Source organism: Enterobacter sp. SECR19-1250 (genome assembly GCF_013391025.1).
In the GTDB taxonomy this organism is placed as follows: Bacteria; Pseudomonadota; Gammaproteobacteria; order Enterobacterales; family Enterobacteriaceae; genus Enterobacter; species Enterobacter cloacae.
In genome coordinates this window covers 25,091-31,858 of record NZ_JACASJ010000055.1, presented here as the reverse complement: position 1 = coordinate 31,858, position 6,768 = coordinate 25,091, and the positions used below count along the sequence as shown (strand labels likewise).

The 6,768-nt window shown below is 55.0% G+C and carries 6 protein-coding genes; 3 read left to right on the top strand and 3 right to left on the bottom strand.

The window, feature by feature from the left end; all coding sequences use genetic code 11:
* Positions 1–144: 144 nt before the first annotated feature.
* From HX884_RS15110 to mtnN, 3 genes are read right to left on the bottom strand one after another with little or no spacing between them, the layout of a single operon-like run.
* Positions 145–768, bottom strand: a complete 624-nt coding sequence (locus tag HX884_RS15110) for a TRIC cation channel family protein (RefSeq protein WP_013095644.1) — start codon at positions 766–768, stop codon at positions 145–147.
* A gap of 27 nt (positions 769–795) precedes the next feature.
* Positions 796–1,596: a vitamin B12 ABC transporter substrate-binding protein BtuF gene (gene btuF, locus HX884_RS15105; RefSeq protein WP_178328429.1), complete on the bottom strand. Its 801-nt coding sequence runs from the start codon at positions 1,594–1,596 to the stop codon at positions 796–798.
* A complete protein-coding gene (gene mtnN, locus HX884_RS15100) occupies positions 1,589–2,287 on the bottom strand; it encodes a 5'-methylthioadenosine/S-adenosylhomocysteine nucleosidase (protein WP_178328428.1) in 699 nt (232 codons plus the stop codon). The genes btuF and mtnN overlap by 8 nt, the downstream gene beginning before the upstream one ends.
* A gap of 82 nt (positions 2,288–2,369) precedes the next feature.
* Here mtnN and dgt point away from each other — a divergent pair, with 82 nt between their 5' ends.
* From dgt to cdaR, 3 genes are all read left to right on the top strand, one after another.
* On the top strand, positions 2,370–3,884 hold the full coding sequence (dgt, locus tag HX884_RS15095; protein WP_178328427.1) for a dGTPase: 1,515 nt from the start codon (positions 2,370–2,372) through the stop codon (positions 3,882–3,884).
* Positions 3,885–4,015: 131 nt separating this feature from the next.
* Complete coding sequence (gene degP, locus HX884_RS15090; protein WP_013095648.1) at positions 4,016–5,452, top strand: serine endoprotease DegP; 1,437 nt, start codon at positions 4,016–4,018, stop codon at positions 5,450–5,452.
* A gap of 153 nt (positions 5,453–5,605) precedes the next feature.
* A complete protein-coding gene (cdaR, locus tag HX884_RS15085; protein WP_013095649.1) occupies positions 5,606–6,763 on the top strand; it encodes a DNA-binding transcriptional regulator CdaR in 1,158 nt (385 codons plus the stop codon).
* Positions 6,764–6,768: the final 5 nt, after the last annotated feature.

Here is a 6,768-nt window from a genome sequence, read left to right as displayed (position 1 = left end):
AATATAGTTAACGAGATGAAAAAGCTGGGAAAAGAGTACAGTAATATGGTCATGGCGGCATGACCATATTACTGGGGATCCCTCAGCCCACAGGGAGAGGGAGAAAAGATTAAAAACGGTAACCTTGCGGTTACCGTTTTGCGTTTATCTTCCATTCTCATCCAGCGCGAACGTCGGCAATTTAAGATGCCAGCGTATCGCCGCCAGACGTATCGCCAGCGTCACCACCATTCCCAGCATGGCTGAGTTTTCCAGCGGTATCGCAAAGGTATAGTACGCCGTGGCGTGTACAATCCCGCCAATAATGCAGGCCGTAGCATAGATTTCGGTACGCAGGATCATCGGCACTTCTCGTGCCAGAATATCGCGAATAATCCCGCCGCCTACGCCAGTCAGCACGCCCATGCAGATGGCAACCATGGGCCCTGTACCCGCATTAAAGGCTTTATTCACCCCAATGCCGACAAACACAGCCAGCCCGACGGCATCCAGCACCGGGAGGATCCATTTTGGTAAGCGGCGGGGCTGGCGAACCAGCACGATGGTTAACAGGCAGGTGACCATCGCCACCACCAGATCGGTGGGATCTTTCACCCAAAATACCGGGCCATTATCCAGCGCCATATCGCGGATCGTTCCACCGCCTACGGCGGTCACCACGCCAAGCACCAGCACGCCAAACGGATCCATGCGCAGCTTTCCGGCGAGCAGGACGCCGGAGATAGCAAAAACGGCTGTGCCAAGAATATCCAGCCAATAAACGAGCATCGTTAAATCCTCGAAGGGGGTCTTATGTTAATGACTCTCGGCCAGTGCGGCACAGAGTTGTTTTGCGGCGAGGATAATACGCGGGCTGGCGCGTTCAAACCAGTCGCTGGTGAGAGGGATCACCGGAATTTTTAGCTGGCTTTGCCAGAATTGTTCAATTTTAGGAATCTCGCTCGCATTTCCGACCACAACGATCGCCTGTGGTCGGCGAGCAAGAACCTGTTCCCGGCTGACCTGAGGCCACGGTATCCGGCTGGCCGCAAAGATATTTTCTCCGCCGCACACTTCCAGGACCTGATTCTGAATGGAGCCTTTCCCTGTGGTGAACAGCGGCTGGCTGCCAAACTGCAGAAAGATGCGCTGTTTAACGGGGGTATCGTATTTTGCTTTGAGTGCCGCATAGTCGCTGAGCAGTTGTTTTGCCGCATCCTCGGCTTTGGCCGGGGTTGGGCTGTAGGGCGCCAGAGCGCGTAACGCCTGCGCGACCTGCTCAATGCTCACGGCATCCACCCACATGACTTTGATCCCAAGCGACGTCAGTTGATTAACCTGCCGCTCTGCATTGCCGCCACGCCAGGCGAGCACGAGATCGGGCTTAAGCGCCACGATGCGCTCAAGGTTCATCCCTTGCCAGGTTGCGACCTGTTCAATATGCGCGGCCTGCGGTGGGTAATTGGAAAAGCTGCTTACACCAACGGGGGTGATACCGGCGGCAAATGCCAGTTCGGTGTTAGCGGGGGAGAGGGTAATCACACGCGGCGCGGCGCAGAGCCAGGCCGGTGCGATCAGAAGCAGGGCGACCAGCGCCCTGACGGCATGTTTAGCCACGAGTCAGTTTCTGCACAAGGCTCTCCACCATCACGGTGGACTGTTTTGCCGCGACAACCAGGAATTCGTCGAAGCTGATATGAGACTGCTGATCGGCCACGTCAGAGATGGCGCGGACCACCACGAACGGGACGTTGAAATTATGGCAAACGTGGGCAATCGCGGTCGCTTCCATCTCAACGGCGATAGCCTGCGGGAAGTTGTGACGGATTTTTGCCAGGCCGACGGAGCCATTGATGAAGGCATCACCGCTCACAATCAGGCCGCGTACGGCGTTGAGGTTCAGTTCAGCAATGCACTCTTCTGCCGCCGCAACCAGCTTATCGTCGGCCTTAAAGCCGGCCGGGCAACCTGGAAGCTGACCGTATTCGTAGCCGAATGCGGTAACGTCTGCATCGTGGTAACGCGCTTCATCGGAGACGACGATATCACCCACTTTCAGGGTCGGTGCCAGACCGCCTGCAGAGCCGGTGTTAACGATCACGTCTGGTTTGCAGCGCTCAAGCAACAGCGTTGCGCCCAGCGCAGCAGCAACCTTACCGATGCCTGATTTCAGCAGAGCCACGTCAACACCGTTCAGTTGACCGGTATAGATCTCACAGCCCCCCAGAGAGAGAGTCTGACGTTTCTCAATTTTGTCACGCAGCAGCGTAACTTCTTCTTCCATTGCACCAATAATGCCGATTTTCATAGATTTACTCGCGATGTGCCTTGTTAAGATACATAGTCTATCATGCGCTTAAGGGGAAACGCATTCTCACGCGGGGGAGCACATGTCACAGATCGATTTTCGCACCAAAATTAACTGGCACCGACGTTTCCGTTCGCCGCAGGGTGAAAAGAGCGAACATGAGATCCTGCGTATCTTCGAAAGCGATCGCGGGCGGATCATTAACTCGCCTGCCATTCGTCGTCTGCAGCAAAAGACCCAAGTGTTTCCGCTTGAGCGTAACGCTGCCGTGCGCACACGCCTTACCCACTCAATGGAAGTTCAGCAGGTGGGGCGCTACATTGCCAAAGAGATTTTAAGCCGTCTCAAAGAGCAGCGCTTGCTGGAAACCTACGGTCTGGATGAGTTGACCGGGCCCTTTGAGAGTATTGTTGAGATGGCCTGCCTGATGCACGACATCGGCAATCCCCCGTTTGGTCACTTTGGCGAGGCGGCGATCAACGACTGGTTCAGGCAGCGACTCTTCCCGTCGGATGCCGTCAGCCAGCCGCTCAGTGATGACCGCTGCGTGGTGCGGGATTTACGCCTGCGTGAAGGCGAAGACGGGCTAAACGATCTGCGTCGTAAGGTGCGTCAGGATCTCTGTCATTTTGAAGGCAATGCGCAGGGGATACGACTGGTGCACTCTCTGATGCGCATGAATCTGACCTGGGCACAGGTGGGATGCATCCTCAAATATACCCGTCCCGCCTGGTGGATGGGCGAAACGCCCGCTTCGCACAGCTATCTGATGAAAAAGCCGGGCTATTACCTCTCCGAAGAAGCCTATATTGAGCGGTTACGTAAAGAACTTTCATTGACTGCAAATGGCCGCTTCCCGTTGACGTGGATTATGGAAGCCGCCGATGACATCTCCTATTGCGTTGCTGACCTGGAAGACGCGGTTGAAAAAAGAATATTTAGCGTCGAGGAGCTTTATCAGCATCTTTATGATGCATGGGGGAAACATGAAAAAGGTTCGCTGTTTGCCCAGGTGGTCGAAAATGCCTGGGAAAAATCGCGTGCAAATACATTAAGCCGGAGCACCGAAGATCAGTTCTTTATGTATTTGCGGGTCAATACATTAAATAAACTGGTGCCTTACGCCGCCTCGCGCTTTATTGATAATTTGCCGATGATTTTTAGCGGCGAGTTCAATCATGCCTTGCTGGAGGATGACAGTAGCTTCAGCCAGTTGCTTGAGTTATATAAACATGTCGCGATGCGTCATGTATTCAGCCACCCCGATGTCGAACAGTTAGAGCTGCAGGGATACCGGGTTATCAGCGGCTTACTGGAAATATATCGCCCTCTGCTGCAATTGTCGGTCGATGAATTCAGCGAGCTGGTGGAACAAGAGCGCGTGCGACGAATACCGATTGAGTCCCGGCTTTATCAGAAACTTTCTACCCGTCATCGTCTGGCTTACGTTGAAGCCATCGGCAAACTGGATCGCCACTCACCGCAGTGGCCGATGCTCGAATATTATTATCGTTGTCGTCTCATCCAGGACTATATCAGCGGAATGACCGATTTGTATGCCTGGGATGAGTACCGCAAGCTGATGGCGGTGGAATAATCCCGGAGTTTTGTAAAGACGACCAATAAATTTTTACTTTTTCCATAAACTTATCGCCGGAACTAAGCGGTATAAAACGAATCTGAGTTACACAGCAATTTTGCGTTATCTGTAAATCGAGATTGAGAAACATGAAAAAAACCACATTAGCAATGAGTGCACTGGCTCTGAGTTTAGGTTTAGCGCTGTCTCCTCTGACTGCTACTGCAGCCGAGACCGCTTCGTCGGCAGCAACCGCGCAGCAGATGCCAAGCCTGGCACCGATGCTCGAAAAAGTGATGCCATCGGTGGTGAGTATTAACGTTGAGGGCAGCACGACCGTCAATACGCCGCGTATGCCGCGTAACTTCCAGCAGTTCTTCGGCGATAACTCGCCGTTCTGCCAGGACGGTTCGCCATTCCAGAGTTCTCCGTTCTGTCAGGGCGGTGGCGCAGGGGATGACGGCCAGGGCGGCGGCCAGCAGCAGAAATTCATGGCGCTTGGCTCGGGGGTTATTATTGATGCCGCGAAAGGGTATGTCGTTACCAACAACCACGTGGTGGATAACGCCAACAGCATTAAGGTTCAGCTGAGCGACGGGCGTAAATTTGACGCCAAAGTGGTGGGCAAGGACCCACGCTCTGATATCGCACTGATCCAGATTCAGGATCCTAAAAACCTGACGGCGATTAAAATTGCCGACTCCGACGCGCTGCGTGTCGGTGACTACACCGTGGCCATCGGTAACCCGTTCGGTCTGGGCGAAACCGTGACCTCGGGGATTGTTTCTGCGCTGGGCCGTAGCGGCCTAAACGCGGAGAACTATGAAAACTTCATCCAGACGGATGCGGCGATCAACCGCGGTAACTCCGGCGGTGCGCTGGTGAACCTGAACGGTGAGCTGATTGGTATTAACACTGCCATCCTGGCGCCGGACGGCGGCAACATCGGTATCGGTTTTGCTATCCCAAGTAATATGGTGAAAAACCTGACCGCGCAGATGGTGCAGTACGGCCAGGTGAAACGCGGTGAGCTGGGTATCATGGGTACCGAGCTGAACTCTGAGCTGGCGAAAGCGATGAAAGTTGACGCCCAGCGCGGCGCGTTCGTGAGCCAGGTTATGCCTAACTCCTCCGCAGCAAAAGCGGGGATTAAAGCCGGGGATGTGATCACCTCCCTGAACGGTAAACCGATCAGCAGCTTTGCCGCCCTGCGTGCCGAAGTGGGCTCAATGCCGATTGGCAGCAAAGTCACCCTTGGCCTGCTGCGTGACGGTAAGGCGGTTAACGTGAGTCTGGAGCTGCAGCAGAGCAGCCAGAATCAGGTTGATTCCAGCACCATCTTCAGCGGTATTGAAGGGGCGGAGATGAGCAACAAAGGTGCAGATAAAGGCGTGGTGGTGAATAACGTGAAAGCGAATTCCCCGGCAGCCCGTATCGGCCTGAAAAAAGGTGATGTGATTATGGGTGCTAACCAGCAGCCAGTGAAAAACATCGCTGAACTGCGTAAAATTCTCGACAGCAAACCATCCGTGCTGGCGCTGAATATTCAGCGTGGTGATACCTCTATCTACCTCCTGATGCAGTAAACCTCGTAAGCCCCTGCGTGATGTAAGCAGGGGCTTTTTTGTTTCTGTGACCCTTCCCACAAGTCCATACTTCACTGCCTGATTTTGTGCATTCGCACAATGCGGCCGTAACCGAACTCCCCTATGCTTGAGCTCTGCTCACAGGAGGGTTACATGGCTGGCTGGCATCTTGATACCAAAATGGCGCAGGATATCGTGGCGCGCACCATGCGCATCATCGATACCAATATCAACGTAATGGATGCCCGCGGGCGCATTATTGGCAGCGGCGATCGCGAGCGTATTGGGGAATTGCACGAAGGTGCACTGCTGGTGCTTTCCCAGGGGCGGGTCGTGGATATCGATGATGCCGTGGCGAAACACCTGCACGGCGTCCGTCAGGGCATCAATTTACCGCTGCGCCTTGAAGGGGAAATTGTTGGCGTAATAGGCCTGACCGGTGAACCCGAATCACTGCGTAAATATGGCGAGCTGGTCTGCATGACGGCGGAGATGATGCTGGAGCAGTCGCGCCTGATGCACCTGCTGGCCCAGGACAGTCGTCTGCGCGAAGAGCTGGTGATGAATCTGATTCAGGCAGAGGAGCATACGCCTGCGCTGAGCGAGTGGGCGCAGCGTCTGGGTATTGACCTGAACCAACCGCGCGTCGTGGCGGTGATTGAGGTGGATAGCGGCCAGCTGGGGGTCGATAGCGCGATGGCTGAATTGCAGCAGCTACAAAACGCGCTGGCAACGCCGGAGCGCGACAACCTGGTGGCGATTGTATCCCTGACGGAAATGGTGGTACTCAAGCCGGCGCTTAACGCGTTCGGTCGCTGGGATGCGGAAGATCACCGTCGTCGTGTGGAGCAGTTAATTTCCCGTATGAAAGAGAATGGTCAGCTGCGTTTTCGCGTCGCCCTGGGGAATTACTTTACCGGGCCTGGCAGTATCGCCCGCTCATGGCGTACGGCGCGTACCACGATGATGGTGGGTAAACAGCGAATGCCGGAAAGCCGCAGCTATTTTTATCAGGATCTGATGCTGCCGGTACTGCTCGACAGCCTGCGCGGTGGCTGGCAGGCCAATGAGCTGGCGCGTCCGCTCGCGCGTCTGAAAGCGATGGACAACAATGGCCTGCTGCGCCGGACGCTACAGGCGTGGTTCCGGCATAACGTGCAGCCGCTGGCGACGTCGAAAGCGCTGTTCATTCACCGCAACACGCTGGAGTATCGGCTCAACCGGATTTCGGAGCTGACAGGGCTGGATCTGGGAAGTTTTGACGACAGGCTGCTGCTGTATGTGGCGTTGCAGCTGGATGAACAGCGATGATGCTG